This window comes from Dyella humi, from assembly GCF_044904605.1.
In the GTDB taxonomy this organism is placed as follows: domain Bacteria; phylum Pseudomonadota; class Gammaproteobacteria; order Xanthomonadales; family Rhodanobacteraceae; genus Dyella_B; species Dyella_B humi.
Genome location: NZ_JADIKI010000022.1, coordinates 197623 through 212816 on the forward strand (window position 1 = coordinate 197623; position 15194 = coordinate 212816).

The window sequence follows — 15194 nt, forward strand, 5'->3', positions numbered from 1 at the left end:
GTTCCAACCAGTCGAAATAGCTACGCAACCAATCTTCGGCGCTGTCACGCTTACACGGCTTCTCGCAACACAGCGAGCACGTCAGCCTCGTCGACTCCCGAGACGATCTCTGCGCGCCCGATACCACGCCACAGGATCAAGCGCAGCGTGCCGGCAGTGTTCTTTTTATCCAATCGCATCAACGCCAGCAGTTGTTCGGGATCGTAGCCGGAGGGAACCGTCGTCGGCAGGCCGGTGGCGTTCAACAATCGCTGCAGACGTTGCGTGTCGGAGGGCGTGCTCATGCTGAGGCGTTCGGAAAGCCGTGCAGCCAGCAACATGCCGACGGCCACGCCTTCGCCGTGGAGCAGCGTTGTGTAATGCCCGGCGGTTTCCAACGCGTGGCCAAAGGTGTGGCCGAGATTGAGCAGGGCGCGTTCGCCTTGTTCGGTTTCATCGCGCGCCACCACACCGGCTTTGTAGCGCACCTTGGTGGCGATGGCTTGCACCAGCGCAGTTTCCTCGCGTGCAGCGAGCGCGGCGGCGTGTTGCTCTAGCCAGGCAAAAAAGGCTTCGTCACCGATAGCCGCGCCCTTGATCACTTCGGCCATGCCGGCGCGATATTCGCGCGCAGGCAGGCTGTCCAGCGTGCCAATATCGGCTACCACGGCGCGCGGCTGATGAAAGGCGCCGACCAGATTCTTGCCGGCAGGAAGGTTGACGCCAGTCTTGCCGCCCACCGAGGAATCGACCATCGACAGCAGTGTGGTCGGCATCTGAATGAAGTCGATGCCGCGCATCCAGCAGGCGGCGGTGAAGCCGGCCAGATCACCGACCACGCCACCGCCCAGCGCGATCACGCAGGCATCGCGCGTTGCGCCGAGCGTGGCCAAGGCTTCCAGCGCCAAGCCGACGTTGGCGAAGCTCTTGTGCGCTTCACCGTCGTCGAGCAGGAACGGCGACCAGCGCAAGCCATCCAGCCCCTGCGCGATGCGGTCCAGATACAGCGGCGCAACGGTGCGATTGCTGATCACCAGCGCATGCCGGCCGCGCAGCGCGGCACGCCAGCGTGCGTGATCGTCGAGCAGGCCGCGGCCGATCCATACCGGATAGCTGCGTTCGCCGAGCGTGACTTGAATGGTTTCGTTTGGGGTTGTGATGTTCATCATGCAGCTTGCCGGTTCCAGTGTTGGTCGATCAGGGCGATGCAGCGCTCGCTGGCTGCGGCAACACCTTCCTGTTCGGAGCCAGGAGGAATGATCAGATCGGCAATTTCTTCATACAGCGATGTGCGTGCGGCCGCCATCGCTTCCAGTTTCTGATGGCGATCGGCGTCGGCCAGCAGCGGGCGCGAGGTATCCAGCGCAAGCCGCTGCAACTGCAATGGCACCGTAGCCTGCAGCCATACCACGTAACCGCGTTCCATCAAGGCGCGTCGATTGGCTGGATCAAGCACGGCCCCTGCACCGCTGGCCAGCACCACGCCGTGGCGGCCGCTACACTCGTCCAGCAGCGCGCGTTCGCGCCGGCGAAAACCCGCTTCGCCTTCGATGTCGAAGACGGTGCTGACGGAAACGCCGGTGACGCGCTCGATTTCCTGGTCGAGATCAAGAAACGGCAACCCTAGGCGCGCGGCGAGCTGCCGGCCGATCGAGGTCTTGCCGGCGCCGGTAGGACCGATCAGGAACAGGTTGCACGAAGGGTTCATGCGTGAATATTAGCAAGCGAGTGAATAGATGTCCGAACGAGTGTTGATTGCCGGCTGCGGCGACCTAGGTGAACACGTGGCGCGCCTGCTGCTGGCGCAGGACAACGAGGTCTATGCGTTCCGCCGTCATCCGCCGGATCATGACGACGGCATCCAATGGCTGTCCGCGGATCTGACCTGTCCGGAAACACTCGCTGCGCTACCGGAGCGGATAACCCGGCTGGTATTCATGCCGGCGCCGCAGGCACGTGAGCCGGAGAGCTATCGCGCCGTGTTCCTCGACGGTTTGCGCAACGTAATCGATGCGCTGGATGCGGCCTCGCTGGAACGCATGCTGTTCGTATCGTCCAGCGCCGTGTATGGCGAGCACGGTGATGCGTGGGTGGACGAAGCGACGCCGCCTTCGCCGCCAGGCTTTAATGGCCAGGTGTTATGGGAGGCGGAACAGTGGTTGATGAATCAGCCTGTCGACGCCGTGGTGCTGCGTCTTGCCGGTCTATATGGGCCGGGACGCATGCAGCTTATCGAGCGTTTGCGCGCGGGGCAGGCGCGTGCACCACGAGAACAGCAGCAGTGGGCCAATCGCATCCACGTCGACGATGCCGCGGCGGCGATCGTGCATCTGCTCGCACTGCGTGATCCGCAACCGGTGTACGTGGGCGTGGACGATACGCCGCTGCCGCTGGACGTTCTCTATGACGATCTCGCCAGGTTGGCGGGTGCGCCGCCTGTTCCGAGCGGGCCGGCACCCGTAGGCATCGGCAGCAAGCGGCTCAGCAATGCGCGGCTCAAGACGAGTGGTTTTCGCTTTCGTTGGCCCGATACGCGCGAGGGTTACGCGGATTGCATCAGGAACGCGCCACCGGCGGAGTGAAGTCAGGATTGCGCGCTGTTGGAGCGCGGCGCGGGCTTGGATTCGGCATGCGGTTCGGCGCTCTGCGAGGTGAGGTGTTCCTCGATACCGTACTTGATCAGATCGACATCGCGACCGATGCCCAGCTTGCGCATCGCGCTCATCTTCTGCGTACTTACCGTCTGTTTGCTGCGATGCAGGCGCTCGGCGATTTCACTGATGGTGAGGCCCGATACGAATAGCCGCACCACTTCCAGTTCGCGCGTCGACAGGTGGCGCTGGCGCGATGCATCGCCCTGAATGCTATGGCGCTGTACGATGGCTTCGATGCCAGGTGAAAGATAGCGCTTGCCGGCAAGCGCTGCATATAGCGCGGTGGTGAGATATTCCAGGGAATCGGCCTTGCTCAGGATGCAGTTCACGTCCTGCGCCAGCAGCGAGCGGATCACGTCGGCATTGCTCATCATGGTCAAGGCGATGATGCGCACGTTCGGAAAACGATGCCTGAGTAGGCCGAACAGCGTGATGCCGTCGCCATGGCTGCCGCCGGGCATGGCGTAATCGGAAATGACCACGTCGACAGGCTGCGTTTCCAGCAGTTCCACCAGCATGGTGGAATTCTTGGCGGCGCCGACGATACGTATGTCCGGCTGATCACGCAGCTCGTGCGTGAGTCCGGCCAGCAGCAAGGGATGATCATCCGCAATCGCCACCCGGACGGCGCGTTCGCTGGAAGGTAGTGTGTCGTTGGCGACTTTCGTGGACATGGGGCTAGGCAGCTCGTGAATGTTTTTTGATTACGCTGCTGGCTAGGCCATGGGTCGTTCGGTGGCTACGCAGCGTCCGACATGCGCGTGGCGATATTTGCCATCTCGGGCTTCTGATTCCGCTACAAAAGGCGTGGACGAACTGCTGTCATGGCAATTCGGCTTCCACTGGCTTTGCTGAGTACCGATTATGGTTTGACGGTTTGGCCGAACACATAGAACTGGTCCGAAATGCATCGACCGAAGCGAACAGGCTGCGCATTTTGCATGGCGCGCATCTATCGATGCCTATGCGAAGGCATGCCGATGCAACGCGGCTCTTTCAGCTGTGACTGAGTCCGGTCACCTGATGATGGGTGTCGTATTCCACGCAGGTATCGGCCAATACAGGCAGGGTGGCCAACGCATGCCGGCTCAGTCGTTCGAAATGGGCGAGAAAGCGTTTCATTGCTTGGGCATCCATCGCCAGCGGCGCGCCGCGCGCCAGCAGTTCCTTCTCGGTTTCGCTGCGCCACTCGCGCACCACTTCCCAGTTCGGTGCTTGCAGCACGATCAGGGCATCCAGTTTGCGCCACAGCGGCTGGTAGGCGCGCAGCTGTTTGTTCACCCAGTGGCGCCAGCGGCCGTCTGGATCTTCGTCGCGTTCCAGGGCGTTGACAGGTTTTTCCAACGCACTCTCCAACTGCGGCCGAAGACCAAGCGCCCAGCCTTCCACCACTACCAGCCGCGGTGGGCGGATCACGCGCGGCCAGCGTGACGGTGGCGTGCGCGTGTCGCGGCCTTTGTCGAAGCGCGGCCAGGTCACCGGAAACTTTTCAGAAGCATTAGGCAAAGCAGCGAGCACGGATAGCAGCAATTCAATCTCGTGCGTGCCGGGTACGCCGCGCGTGCGCAGCAGCGGGTGTATCTGGTGGGCGAGTGTTTCGCGTTCGCTGCGTGAATAGTAGAAGTCGTCCAGCGACAGCACTTCGGTGGGCCAGCCGCGGTGTTCGGCCTTGGCCTTGATCACCCGTGCAAGGGTGCTTTTGCCACTGCCTTGCAGGCCCGATAGACCAAGCACGTACGGTCGCTGCATTCGCGCGATGCGGCCGGCGTAATGATCCAGCAGGTGGCCGGCGAGGGCCTCGTTCTGCGTGCTAGCATCATCCTTCATCGCGTAATCATGACGTGCGCTGGCTACGATTCAAGACCCTATAGATCATCTCATGCTGAAGCCCGAGATCCTTGACACATTCAACACCTTGCTGGACCAGGCCGTGGCCAGTGGCGATCCGGAGCCTACTGCCATGAATCTCTCCAGCGTCGATGCCGCGGGCCGCGTCAGCTCGCGCATCGTACTGCTGAAAGGGGCCGACCAGCGCGGGTTTCGCTTCTTTACCAATTACGAGAGCGACAAGGGCGTGCAGATCGATGCCCACCTGCAGGTCGCCCTATGCTTCCACTGGAAGCGGTTGCGTGAAGGTGTGCAGGTACGCGTGGAGGGTATGGCGCGCAAGGTGTCGGTGGAGGAATCCGATGCCTACTTCACTTCCCGCCCACGTGGCAGCCAGATCGGCGCGTGGGCTTCGCTGCAGTCGCAAACCCTGGCGGCGCGCGAGACCTTCGAACAGCGCGTGGCGCAATACGAGCAGCAGTTCGCCGACCGCGACATACCGCGCCCGCCGCACTGGGGCGGCTACGTGGTGGAACCGGACATGATCGAATTCTGGTATGGCGCCAACTTCCGGCTGCACGAACGCGTGCGCTGGGACCGCCATGGCCAGACCTGGACCAGCCGCCTGCTATACCCATGAGGAGGAGAGCGCCATGAGCCGAGCCACACCCGCGGAACATGTCGCGCAGAACGGCTTCACCGTGCACACGCGCGGTCGCGGCTTCAGCGAAATCACTGACAAAGTGAACGAGCTGGTGGCGGCAAGCGGCGTGCACACCGGCATCGTCAACATCTTCACTACGCACACCAGTTGCTCACTGCTGATCAGTGAAAACGCCGACCCGACCGTGCGTGCCGATCTGGAGCGCTGGTTCGCCCGCGCCGTACCGGACGGCGACGCCATCTTTCAGCACGATGCCGAGGGGCCGGACGACATGCCCTCGCACGTGCGCGCCATCCTCACCGGAGTGAGCCTGACCCTTCCCGTGCATGGCGGCAAGCCGCAGCTCGGGCCGTGGCAGGGCATTTATCTGTGGGAGCACCGGGTGGATCCGCATCAGCGCAAGGTGATGGTGACGGTGTTTGGCCACTGATGATTAGCGCATGACAGATAACGATCCCTTTCCCCACCGCATCGTCTGCCTCACCGAAGAACCCACCGAAGTGCTGTATGCGCTCGGCGAAGAGCACCGTATTGTGGGCATCTCCGGCTTCACCGTGCGTCCGCCGCGTGCGCGCAAGGAGAAGCCGAAAGTATCGGCGTTCACCAGCGCTAAGCTGGATGAAATCCTCGCGCTGCAACCGGATCTGGTGATCGGTTTTTCCGACATCCAGGCGGATATCGCACGTGAGCTGATCCGCGCGGGCGTCGAAGTGTGGATCAGCAATCATCGCAGTGTGGAAGGCATTCTTGCTTATATCCGCCGGCTCGGTGCGATGGTGGGCGCGCACGAAAAGGCCGAGCGTTATGCGCAGCAGGCCGAAGCGCATCTTGCCCAGGTGCGCGCTACCGCCGCGGCGTGGCCGAGGCGGCCCAAGGTCTATTTCGAGGAATGGGATGAGCCGATCATCACCGGCATACGCTGGGTGGCCGAGCTGATCGGCATTGCTGGCGGCGAAGACCTGTTCCCCGAACTCGCACGTGAGTCTCTAGCCAAGCACCGCATTCTCGCCGACGGCAGCGAAGTGGTGCGTCGCGCGCCGGACATCATTCTTGGATCCTGGTGCGGCAAGCGTTTCCGCCCAGAACGCGTGGCCGCGCGGCCAGGCTGGGATGCGATTCCCGCCGTGCGCAACGACGACATGCATGAAATCAAATCCCCCATCATCCTGCAGCCAGGGCCGGCAGCGTTATTCGATGGATTGGATGCAATTCACAGCGTGCTTGCCGATTGGGTTGCACGTCACACGTAGCGCGTAGGCTGGGATTGTCATCGCAGCCTACGTGGCGCTTTAACGACGATGCGGCAAGCACGGTGCAGCAATGCGCTGCAATGCGAGGCTTTGTGCTGCATCCGGAACGAACTGCGCCATCAACGGCGGAGTCTGCACGTTGCCGCTGTTCTGGATCCAGGTGAACGTCACGCCCGACTTGCTCAACGCCGCGACCGCGCGGGTTATCGCATTGCGCTGACCTGGCGTCGTCGCGATGCCGAACACAAACATGCCCGGACCATCGCCGCCATACCAGCCAGCCACCGGCACCGATGCAAGGGATTGATGTCCTACTCGCAGTTCCGCACTGGGCTGATGCGATGCGGGCGCATCGGGGCCTTCATACGCATCGAAAGGAAAAGCGGGCGCGGTATCGGCAACGAGCGCGAGTTGCATCGACAGCGCGCCGCCGGAACCTTGCGTACACATCAGCGTGAACCACGCCGGATGCTCACCGCTCTCGGTAGTAACCGTGCCATGCAGGACAACCTGCGGTGGTTCGCTCGCTCCAAGCACGCCGGACGCAAGACCCAGGCACATCAAAAGCGAGCGCTTCTTCACAAGGCTTATCCCAACCGCGTCAGACTTGCGCCGAAGTCGAACAGTGGCGCGGCGATCAGCCGTTGCGCCAGCAGCAGCGCGATCACCACTACCGTCGGTGAGAAGTCGATGCTGCCTATCACCAGCCTTCCACGCAGTGGACGCAGCAGCGGTTCCACGATGGCGCCGGCAAGGCGGATCAGGGGGTGATGCCGGTCGGGTGAAAACATGCTGAGCAGGGACCAGCCGAAGATCACCACGATGTAGAACAGCAACACGAAGTCGAGCATGTCGGCGAGCGAGAGCACCAACAATCCCGGCCATGCTGGCATTAGGCCCGCCAGGACGAAAAGCAGCAGTCGCTCCAGCACAAAGGTCAGCAGCAGGATCAGCACGGCGGCGAGGTTGATGCGTCGCCAGTTCGGCAGCACGCGGCGAAGCGGGACCAGCACCGGGTTGGTATAGCGATAGATGAACTGGCTGAGCGGGTTATGGAATTCCGCGCGATTGGCTTCCGCCAGCAGGCGCACCAGGAACAGCGTGGCGATGGCGCCGAACACTACCTGGACGATCAGGGTGAAGGCGCTAAGCAGGTATGACATCGATCAGTCCTTGTCCAAAGCCGCAGCCAATTCCGCGCCGCGACGGGTGGCGGCAGCCACCGCGCGGGCCACGATGCGCGGCAGTTGATCGGCGCTGAAACTTTCCAGCGCGGCCTGGGTAGTGCCGTTGGGCGACGTGACGCGCTGGCGCAGCGTGGCCGGCGCGTCGTTGCTTTCCACTAGCATGCGGCCGGCGCCGAGGCAGGTTTGCGTGGCCAGGATGCGGGCCGTTTCGCGCGGCATGCCTTGCAACACCGCTGCCTCTTCCAAGGCTTCGACCAGGGCGAAGAAGTAGGCCGGACCGGAGCCGGAGATGGCGGTGACCGTGTCCATCAGCGCCTCGTCGTCGATCCAGCGCGTGATACCGACCGCATCCAGGATGTGTTGCGCCTGTTCGCGCTGCTGCGGCGTCACGCGCAGGTTGGCGCACAGGCCGGTGGCGCCGGCGCCGATCAGAGCCGGGGTATTGGGCATGCAGCGCACGATTGGCAGCAGATTGCCGAACCAGCGTTCCAACTGGTCGATGCGCACGCCTGCGGCGATCGAGATCAGCAGCGGGCGATTGCGTTGCAGCAGGTCGCGCAGTTCTGCGTGGATCGCCGGCATGACCTGCGGCTTCACCGCCAGCACCAGCACGTCGGCATCCGCCGCGGCCAGTCGGTTGTCATCGAAAGTGGCCACGCCAAAGTCGCGTCCCAGGCTTTCGCGCGCCTGCGCCTGGGGTTCGGCTACGCGCAGGTTGGCGGCCGGCACGCCGGTCTTGAGCAGACCGCCGATCAGGCTCCGTGCCATGTTGCCGCCGCCGATGAATGCAATTCGAGTCATGTTGGATAAGGTTGATCGGGTTCCGGTGGCATACCTTAACAGTAGCGCGCTCCTGGCTGAGTAAGCCGTGCTTTCACGCCCTCTCCCTCGGGAGTGGGGCGGGGGTGATAATCGGGCAGAGCGCGATGCTGATTTGTCGCACGAGTCTTCTTCATCCCGCCCTGATCGTACCCTCACCCCAACCCCTCTCTCGAAGGGAGAGGGCTTGAACCGGCGTGAATGTGTGTGCGCTCGCATTTGTCGAGGTGTATCAAAGTAGATGCACCAGAAAGACTGGCTGCCCGCCCCACCCCGCGAGTAGTATCGGGGGCGCTGCAAGGGATCGGGGGAATGGCGGGGCAGGCTTGCCGCGTCGACACATCTGTCCGGGTGACCCTCCGTCGTCCTGTTTGCGGCTTGCTTTCGTACAAGACGACCGGTTTCTAGGGGAAACATCCGATGGATATCGCCGAACTGCTTGCCTTCTCGGTGAAGAACAAGGCGTCCGACTTGCATCTGTCGGCGGGCTTGCCGCCAATGATCCGCGTGGATGGCGACGTGCGCCGTATCAACATCCCGGCGCTGGACCACAAACAGGTGCATGCGCTGATCTACGACATCATGTCGGACAAACAGCGTCGCGACTATGAAGAGTTCTACGAGACCGACTTCTCGTTCGAGATTCCCGGTCTCGCGCGCTTCCGCGTCAACGCGTTCAACCAGAATCGCGGCGCAGGCTCGGTGTTCCGTACCATTCCTTCCGAAGTGCTGACGCTGGACGACCTTGGGTGCCCGAAGATTTTCCGCGAGCTGATCGAGCAGCCGCAGGGACTGATCCTGGTGACCGGGCCTACCGGCTCTGGCAAGTCGACCACGCTGGCAGCGATGGTCGATCACATCAACAAGAACGAATACGGCCACATCCTCACCGTCGAGGATCCGATCGAATTCGTGCACACCTCGCAAAAGTGCTTGGTGAACCAGCGCGAAGTGCACCGCGATACACACGGCTTCAACGAAGCGCTACGTTCGGCGCTGCGCGAAGACCCGGACTTCATCCTGGTGGGTGAGCTACGCGACCTGGAGACCATCCGCTTGGCGCTCACCGCCGCGGAAACCGGCCACTTGGTGTTCGGCACGCTGCATACCAGCTCGGCGGCCAAGACCATCGACCGCATCATCGACGTGTTCCCTGCTGGCGAAAAGCCGATGGTGCGCTCGATGCTGTCCGAATCGCTGCGCGCAGTCATTTCGCAGACACTGCTGAAGAAAGTGGGCGGCGGCCGTATCGCCGCGCACGAGATCATGGTGGGCATTCCCGCCATCCGCAACCTGATCCGCGAGGACAAGGTGGCACAGATGTATTCCTCGATCCAGACCGGTCAACAGTACGGCATGCAGACCCTGGATCAGATCCTGCTCGACCTGGTGAAGCGTGGCTTGGTCACGCGCCAGCAGGCGATCGGGTATGCGAAGAACAAAGAGGTCTTCAAGTGATGGGAACGGGGAACAGGGAACGGGGAACATGGGGGGCGCGGCATGCTTCCGTTTCCTCGGTTTTTGCCAACCCCGGTTCGAAAATGCGGGACATATCTTCCTGCAGTGATTTTGACGTTCCCTGTTCCCTGTTCCCCGTTCCTGTCTCCGAAGGAGACTTGCCATGAGCGAATTCGATTTTACCTCGTTCCTCAAATTGATGGTCCACAAGAAAGCGTCGGACCTGTTCATCACCGCCGGCGTGCCGCCGTCGATGAAGGTGCAGGGGCGCGTGGTGCCGATCACGCAAAGCCCCTTGTCGGCACAGCAGTCGCGCGACATGGTGCTCAACGTCATGACGCCTACGCAGCGCGAGGAATTCGAGAAAACGCACGAATGCCAGTTCGCGATTTCAGCGCAGGGCGTCGGTCGTTTCCGCGTGTCGTGTTTCTATCAGCGCAACTGCGTGGGCATGGTGCTGCGCCGGATCGAAGGGAAGATCCCGACGATCGAAGAACTGAGCTTGCCGCCGGTGATCAAGCAGCTGGCGATGACCAAGCGCGGCATCATCATCTTCGTGGGCGCGACCGGTACCGGTAAATCCACCTCGCTGGCGGCGATGGTCGGTTACCGCAACCAGAATTCGACCGGCCACATCATCACCATCGAAGACCCGATCGAATACGTGCACAAGCACGAGGGCTGCATCATCACCCAGCGTGAGCTGGGCATCGATACCGACAGCTGGGAAAACGCGCTGAAGAACACGCTGCGCCAGGCGCCCGACGTGATCCTGATCGGCGAAGTGCGTACACGCGAGACGATGGAGTATGCGATCAACTTCGCGGAAACCGGTCACCTGTGCCTGTGCACGCTCCACGCCAACAACGCCAACCAGGCCATCGACCGCATCCTGCACTTCTTTGCGGAAGACCGCCGCCAGCAGTTGTTCATGGACCTGTCCCTGAACCTCAAGGGCATCGTGGCGCAGCAGCTGATTCCCACGCCGGATGGCAAGGCGCGTCGCGTGGCGATGGAAGTGATGCTGGGTACGCCGTTGGTGCAGGATTACATCCGCCAGGGCGAGATCCACAAGCTCAAGGAAGTGATGAAGGAATCCACCAACCTCGGCATGATGACCTTCGACCAAAGCCTGGTGACGCTGTATCAGGCTGGCGAAATTAGCTACGAGGATGCATTGCGGCACGCCGATAGCGCTAACGAAGTGCGCTTGCGCATCAAGCTGTCGCAAGGCGGCGATGCGCATACGCTGTCGCAAGGCCTGGAAGGTGTGGAGCTGGAGGAGGATCGTTCCAACCAGAACGGGCTTGGCGGCGGCTTCTTGCGGCGTTGAGCTTCACTAAAAGCATTGCCGATCACGGCTAAATGCACCAACAAAAAAGGAGCCATGCGGCTCCTTTTTTGCTAACCGGCTTCAGCAACCAGCCGTCACTTCATTTCCGTGTGCGTGGTAATCACCATGCCCTGATCCTGCATCTGCACGCGCATGCCGATCGCCTTGATGCGAGCCGCTTCCGACTTCATCGTTTCGAATTGCGCCTTGGCGCTGGCGACAGCGGCTTTCTCGCTGTTCTGCGCATTGGCGTCGTCGGGGTTCATAGTGGCGGTCATGGCGGCGGCATTTTCCGCGCGCTGTTCCAGCAGATTGATCCAGTTGGCGTACATGTCACCGTCCAGGTGCACGCGCAGTAGTTCGCCAGCGTCGCCGCCGGACTGCTTCATCACGTCGGCCAACTTGCTGTCTTCGTCAGTACCTACGGCGATGCCGACGGACTTGGCGCCCATTGCCGCCCAGCCCGATTCGCTCAGCGCATTGGTGACCTGGGCGGGTAGGGCGACCGGTTTGCCGTCGCCGGTTAGCTTCAGGCCATTGAGCAGTGGGCTGGTGACCTGCGCCATCGCCAACAGACCGGCCGGGTTGTTGGTGCCGATCACCAAGCGACCGGAGAATTTCGGCATGCCACCGTTGGGGTTGGCGGTGTAGCTGTCGAGCGCAATGTGCAGGCCGAGCAGATCGCCGATCGGCGGCACCGCGGCCTTCTGCATGCTGTCGCCCAGGCTGCTGAAGGTCTCGTTGAGATTGTCGAGCATGGGGCAGGCGAATGGCTTGTTCGCCACCGCTTCGGCCTGCGCACTCCAGAAGGTGCGCAGCTGTTGCATCGGCAGGGCAAGGGCAAGCTCGAACGGCGCGGCGGGATCGGTGCCCAGGCCCGGCAGTTCTACTTTCAAACCGCTGAATGCGCTGACGATATCGTTGGCCAGCGCCACGTCGAAGCGCATGTCGCGATGCTTCTCATCCAACGTGGTGTAGCCCATGCTCAGTTTCGGCATGCGTGCGGCCATACGCTCGGCTTCGCTCTGGCAGCTCGGTGGCACTTGCATGATGTTCGCCACCGGTTCGCCGGTCTTGGCCGATTCGTTTTCCGCGCGCATCTTCTGCAGCGCCTGCGCCAACGGATCCTGGCCGCCGATGAACAGCGGCAGCAGGCGCGTGAGATCCACCTCGCCCACCGCCCACTTGGCATAGCCCTTGGACTTGGCCAGATCGGTGAGGCGGTCGGTGTCCTGCACGCTCTTGGCCGGGCGATCCAGGCCAAGCGCCTGGCGCAGCAGCGGCTGCGCGGCATCCTGTGGCAGCAGCGCGAGCACGGCCTGCTTGCCGACCACCGCGATGATGAACTGCATGTGCGAGGTCGGCGCCACGTAGCGTTGATAGCTCTGCGTGTCGAGCGTCAGCACATCGAACTTCTTGCCGTAATCGTTCTGCAACTTGGCGACGAAACTCTCGAACGCCTTGGTGTCAGCCAACTCCATACGCAGCACCGGCGACAGGCCCAGGCCATACAGGGCCATGTAACCCTTGGGGTTGAGGCCGGTGTCCTGGATCACTTGCTCAGCCGTCTTGCCGTCGAACTCGCCGGCTACGGTGCGCAGGTATTTGGCCATGTCCGGATCTTTGTCGGCGAGCTGGTCGGCCTGCGTTTTCATCTGCGCGACCTGCGCAGGCATTTCCGCATCGACCTGGGCCAGGATGGCCTGGCGCGTGCTGTCGTCCAGCACATCCAGATTGGCCATGACGTAAGGGGTATCCGCCGGCGCGAAGGCCAGGGGGGCATCCTTGTCTTTGTGCGAGCAGGCGGCCAGCAGTAAGCCGGAGAACGCCAGCGCGAGCACGCGCTTGGATCTACGCATATTCATCCCCAAGGGTATCGTGTTCAACCGCAGCATTATGCCTGCTTTGGCGTGTGGCCGCTGCGGTTAGTGCGTGCGAGAGGGGGCTAGGGCGGTTCTGTGGGTCCCAACCTACACAGGTCGAAACGACCCATCAGCGCGCCAGCATCTCGCCCAGCACGGCCATGCGCACAAACACGCCGTTACCGACCTGCTCGAGGATGCGCGATTGCGGACCATCGGCCACTTCCGGGGCAATCTCGATGCCGCGGTTGATCGGACCTGGATGCATCACCAGGCAGCCGCGCGCAGCCTTGGCCAGGCGGCGGGTGTCCAGGCCGTATTCGCGGAAATACGCCGCTTCGTCCGGCAGTTCGATGCTGGCCATGCGCTCTTTCTGCAGGCGAAGCGTAATCGCCACGTCAGCGCCTTCGATCGCTTCGTCGAAGTTGTCGTAGAACTTGCAGGCCGGGAATTCGTTTTGATCGGGCATCAAGGAAGCCGGGCCGCAAAGGCGCACTTCGCGCGCCCCCAGTTTGGTGAAGGCGTGTACGTCCGAGCGGGCTACGCGCGAGTGTTTCACGTCGCCGCAGATCACCACGATAAGCTGGCTGAAATCCGGCCGATGCTGGCGGATAGTGAGCGCATCGAGCAGACCCTGCGTGGGATGCGCGCGATCGCCATCACCGGCGTTGATGACCGACACGCCGCTCATCGCATGGCGCACCAGTTCATCGGGTGTGCCTGACACCTTGTGGCGCACGATGATGGCGTCCAGGTGCATCGCCTCCAGCGTGTGCAAGGTGTCGAACAACTCCTCGCCCTTGGAGGTGGAGGAGAACCCGATGTCGAAGTTGATCACGTCCGCGCCCAGGCGGCGCGCGGCCAATTCGAACGAGGTGCGTGTGCGTGTGGAGGGTTCGAAGAACAGGTTGAGTATGGTGCGCCCGTTGAGCAGATCCAGCTTGCGCGTGCCATGCGCGCAGGCGTCGCGCATGGAGATGGCGCGGTTCAGTAGTCGCTCGATGCAATCGCGCGACAGATTTTCCAGGGTGGTGAGGTGGCGCAGGCGAGAGATCATGGCGATGGTCTTTTTCGTGTTGTTGTTATGCGGCGTCGTGCAACCAGCGTTCGAGAATCACCGCGGCAGCTTCAGCGTCGAGTTGCGCGGCATCGCGGCGGCGTTTCAATCCGGCGGCGCGCGCTTGCGCAAAACGCTGCGCGGCCTCACGCGAGCTGTGGCGCTCGTCCACCAGATTCACCGGCACGCTGTAACGCTCGCGCAGGCGCTCGGCAAACCGGCGCGCGCGCTTGCTTGCGGCCTGTTCTTCGCCGTCCAGCGTAAGCGGCAGGCCCACCACGAAGCTTTCCGGCAACCATTCGCTGCGCAGCGCATCGATCGCTGCCCAGTCGGGGGCATCGTCGCGTACGGGAATGGTGGCGATGGCGCGAGCGCTGGCGGTGACACGATTGCCGACCGCGACGCCGATAAGCTTGCTGCCGACGTCGAAGCCGAACACGCAGCTCATGCGTGGCCCGCGTAGCCAGGGAGTTGCAGCGGATCGATGCCGACCAGGCCGGCGGCAGCGCTCCAGCGTTCTTCCAGCGGCGTGTGGAAAATCACCCGCTCGCTGGCTTCGGCGGTGAGCCATGTGTTGTCTTTCAGCTCCTGCTCGAGCTGTCCGGCGCCCCAGCCTGCATAGCCCAGCGCCATCAACGCCAGGTGTGGGCCTTCGCCGGCCGCCATCGCCACCAGGATGTCGCGCGAGGTGGTCACCGACCAGTCCGCGTTGATGCGATAGCTCGACTCCCAGTGACCCTGCTCGCGATGCAGTACGAAACCGCGTTCCTGCTGCACCGGACCACCGATCAACACGGGTGCATCGATCAGTTCCGGGTCGTTGCAGCTGAGCTTCATCTGCGCCAGCACGTCGCCGAAGCGGTATTCGGAAAGTTGGTTGACCAGCAAACCCACCGCGCCGTCTTCATCGTGCTGACAGATGAAGGCCACACCGCGCGAAAACGGCGGTTCGGTCAGGCTGGGCATGGCGATCAGAAACTGGCCGGCAAGGGTCGAGGACGTGTTGGTCTGCATGGTGGCATTGTAAGCGCTGGGCGGGGTCGCGTCTGCGGCAAACAAGTACGCCAGTATCGCGCCGAGTGCTGTTACGGCTACGTTATTGTC

17 protein-coding genes are annotated in these 15194 nt (G+C 62.5%); 6 read left to right on the forward strand and 11 right to left on the reverse strand.

The annotated features are described in order from the left end of the window. Positions 1-50: 50 nt before the first annotated feature. Entirely contained in the window at positions 51-1148 is a 1098-nt protein-coding gene (aroB, locus tag ISP18_RS05740; protein ID WP_380007899.1) for a 3-dehydroquinate synthase, read from the reverse strand. Further along, complete coding sequence (locus ISP18_RS05745; RefSeq protein WP_380007902.1) at positions 1145-1687, reverse strand: shikimate kinase; 543 nt, start codon at positions 1685-1687, stop codon at positions 1145-1147. Before ISP18_RS05745 ends, aroB begins: the two co-directional genes overlap by 4 nt. A 28-nt stretch (positions 1688-1715) precedes the next feature. Here ISP18_RS05745 and ISP18_RS05750 point away from each other — a divergent pair, with 28 nt between their 5' ends. Next, positions 1716-2561 carry an SDR family oxidoreductase gene (locus tag ISP18_RS05750; RefSeq protein WP_380007905.1) on the forward strand — a complete coding sequence of 282 codons (846 nt, stop codon included), beginning with the start codon at positions 1716-1718 and terminating at the stop codon, positions 2559-2561. Between the two features lie 2 nt (positions 2562-2563). Here the strand turns inward: ISP18_RS05750 and ISP18_RS05755 are convergent, their stop codons facing one another. After that, positions 2564-3307, reverse strand: a complete 744-nt coding sequence (locus ISP18_RS05755; protein ID WP_380007908.1) for a response regulator — start codon at positions 3305-3307, stop codon at positions 2564-2566. A gap of 322 nt (positions 3308-3629) precedes the next feature. Continuing rightward, a complete protein-coding gene (locus tag ISP18_RS05760; RefSeq protein ID WP_380007911.1) occupies positions 3630-4460 on the reverse strand; it encodes a kinase in 831 nt (276 codons plus the stop codon). A 52-nt stretch (positions 4461-4512) separates the two neighbouring features. Here ISP18_RS05760 and pdxH point away from each other — a divergent pair, with 52 nt between their 5' ends. The 3 genes from pdxH to ISP18_RS05775 are packed head-to-tail and all read left to right on the forward strand — an operon-like array spanning position 4513 to position 6374. Beyond that, a complete protein-coding gene (pdxH, locus tag ISP18_RS05765) occupies positions 4513-5100 on the forward strand; it encodes a pyridoxamine 5'-phosphate oxidase (RefSeq protein WP_380007914.1) in 588 nt (195 codons plus the stop codon). A 13-nt stretch (positions 5101-5113) separates the two neighbouring features. Next, positions 5114-5554 carry a secondary thiamine-phosphate synthase enzyme YjbQ gene (locus tag ISP18_RS05770; RefSeq protein ID WP_380007917.1) on the forward strand — a complete coding sequence of 147 codons (441 nt, stop codon included), beginning with the start codon at positions 5114-5116 and terminating at the stop codon, positions 5552-5554. Positions 5555-5564: 10 nt separating this feature from the next. Further along, entirely contained in the window at positions 5565-6374 is an 810-nt protein-coding gene (locus ISP18_RS05775) for a cobalamin-binding protein (protein ID WP_380007920.1), read from the forward strand. A 39-nt stretch (positions 6375-6413) separates the two neighbouring features. Here ISP18_RS05775 and ISP18_RS05780 read toward each other — a convergent pair whose 3' ends face one another. From ISP18_RS05780 to proC, 3 genes are read right to left on the reverse strand one after another with little or no spacing between them, the layout of a single operon-like run. Then, positions 6414-6956 carry a hypothetical protein gene (locus ISP18_RS05780; RefSeq protein ID WP_380007923.1) on the reverse strand — a complete coding sequence of 181 codons (543 nt, stop codon included), beginning with the start codon at positions 6954-6956 and terminating at the stop codon, positions 6414-6416. A gap of 5 nt (positions 6957-6961) precedes the next feature. Continuing rightward, complete coding sequence (locus ISP18_RS05785) at positions 6962-7537, reverse strand: YggT family protein (RefSeq protein ID WP_380007926.1); 576 nt, start codon at positions 7535-7537, stop codon at positions 6962-6964. 3 nt (positions 7538-7540) lie between these two features. Next, positions 7541-8362, reverse strand: coding sequence for a pyrroline-5-carboxylate reductase (proC, locus tag ISP18_RS05790; RefSeq protein WP_380007930.1), 822 nt, complete (start codon positions 8360-8362; stop codon positions 7541-7543). Positions 8363-8800: 438 nt separating this feature from the next. On the opposite strand from proC, the gene ISP18_RS05795 reads away from it, so the two are divergent. After that, positions 8801-9838 (forward strand): type IV pilus twitching motility protein PilT, encoded by a 1038-nt coding sequence (locus tag ISP18_RS05795; RefSeq protein ID WP_380007933.1) that lies wholly within the window; start codon positions 8801-8803, stop codon positions 9836-9838. A 163-nt stretch (positions 9839-10001) separates the two neighbouring features. Then, the gene (locus tag ISP18_RS05800) at positions 10002-11171 is read left to right on the forward strand and encodes a PilT/PilU family type 4a pilus ATPase (protein WP_380007936.1); all 1170 of its coding nucleotides are present in this window, start codon (positions 10002-10004) and stop codon (positions 11169-11171) included. Positions 11172-11266: 95 nt separating this feature from the next. On the opposite strand, the gene ISP18_RS05805 is transcribed toward ISP18_RS05800, so the two are convergent. The 4 genes from ISP18_RS05805 to ISP18_RS05820 all read right to left on the reverse strand — a co-directional run bounded on the left by ISP18_RS05805 (position 11267) and on the right by ISP18_RS05820 (position 15104). Beyond that, positions 11267-13030: an outer membrane protein assembly factor BamD gene (locus ISP18_RS05805; protein WP_380007939.1), complete on the reverse strand. Its 1764-nt coding sequence runs from the start codon at positions 13028-13030 to the stop codon at positions 11267-11269. A 133-nt stretch (positions 13031-13163) separates the two neighbouring features. Continuing rightward, positions 13164-14090, reverse strand: coding sequence for an aspartate carbamoyltransferase catalytic subunit (locus tag ISP18_RS05810; protein WP_380007941.1), 927 nt, complete (start codon positions 14088-14090; stop codon positions 13164-13166). Between the two features lie 25 nt (positions 14091-14115). Further along, positions 14116-14538: a Holliday junction resolvase RuvX gene (gene ruvX / locus ISP18_RS05815; protein ID WP_380007944.1), complete on the reverse strand. Its 423-nt coding sequence runs from the start codon at positions 14536-14538 to the stop codon at positions 14116-14118. Continuing rightward, positions 14535-15104 carry a YqgE/AlgH family protein gene (locus ISP18_RS05820; RefSeq protein WP_380007947.1) on the reverse strand — a complete coding sequence of 190 codons (570 nt, stop codon included), beginning with the start codon at positions 15102-15104 and terminating at the stop codon, positions 14535-14537. The genes ruvX and ISP18_RS05820 overlap by 4 nt, the downstream gene beginning before the upstream one ends. Between the last annotated feature and the right edge of the window lie 90 nt (positions 15105-15194).